Here is a 394-nt window from a genome sequence, read left to right as displayed (position 1 = left end):
CTATTTCCAAGGTTAGTACTTCTATTACTTATCATAGTAGTATTGTGAGTTTAGGCTCCTGCTTTGCTGTGAATATGGGTGAAAAGTTTGCTTATTACAAGTTTCCGATAACACTTAATCCCTTTGGTATTCTTTTTCATCCTTTCGCTATTGAGAATATTATAACTCGAGCTCTACAGTCAATACCTTATGTAGCTGAAGACTTTTTTCTTCATAATGAACTATGGCATAGTTTTGATTTTCACTCGGATATGAGTCATATTTCACTCAAAGAGTCAATATCTTTAGCTAACAGGCAACAGACATTGCTTTATGATACATTGCATAGAGCTAATTTCTGTTTTCTTACACTTGGTACAGCTTGGGTATATATCTATAATAGTACTGATAGAAT

At 33.2% G+C, this 394-nt stretch carries 1 protein-coding gene; it reads left to right on the top strand.

Annotation, left to right across the window (positions count from 1 at the left end; genetic code table 11):
- Positions 1-394, top strand: a 394-nt coding sequence (locus HMPREF9441_RS17240) for a GSCFA domain-containing protein (protein ID WP_216593520.1), incomplete at both ends; no start/stop codon positions are given.

This window comes from Paraprevotella clara YIT 11840, assembly GCF_000233955.1.
GTDB lineage: Bacteria > Bacteroidota > Bacteroidia > Bacteroidales > Bacteroidaceae > Paraprevotella > Paraprevotella clara.
This window is presented reverse-complemented; position numbering and strand designations above follow the sequence as displayed.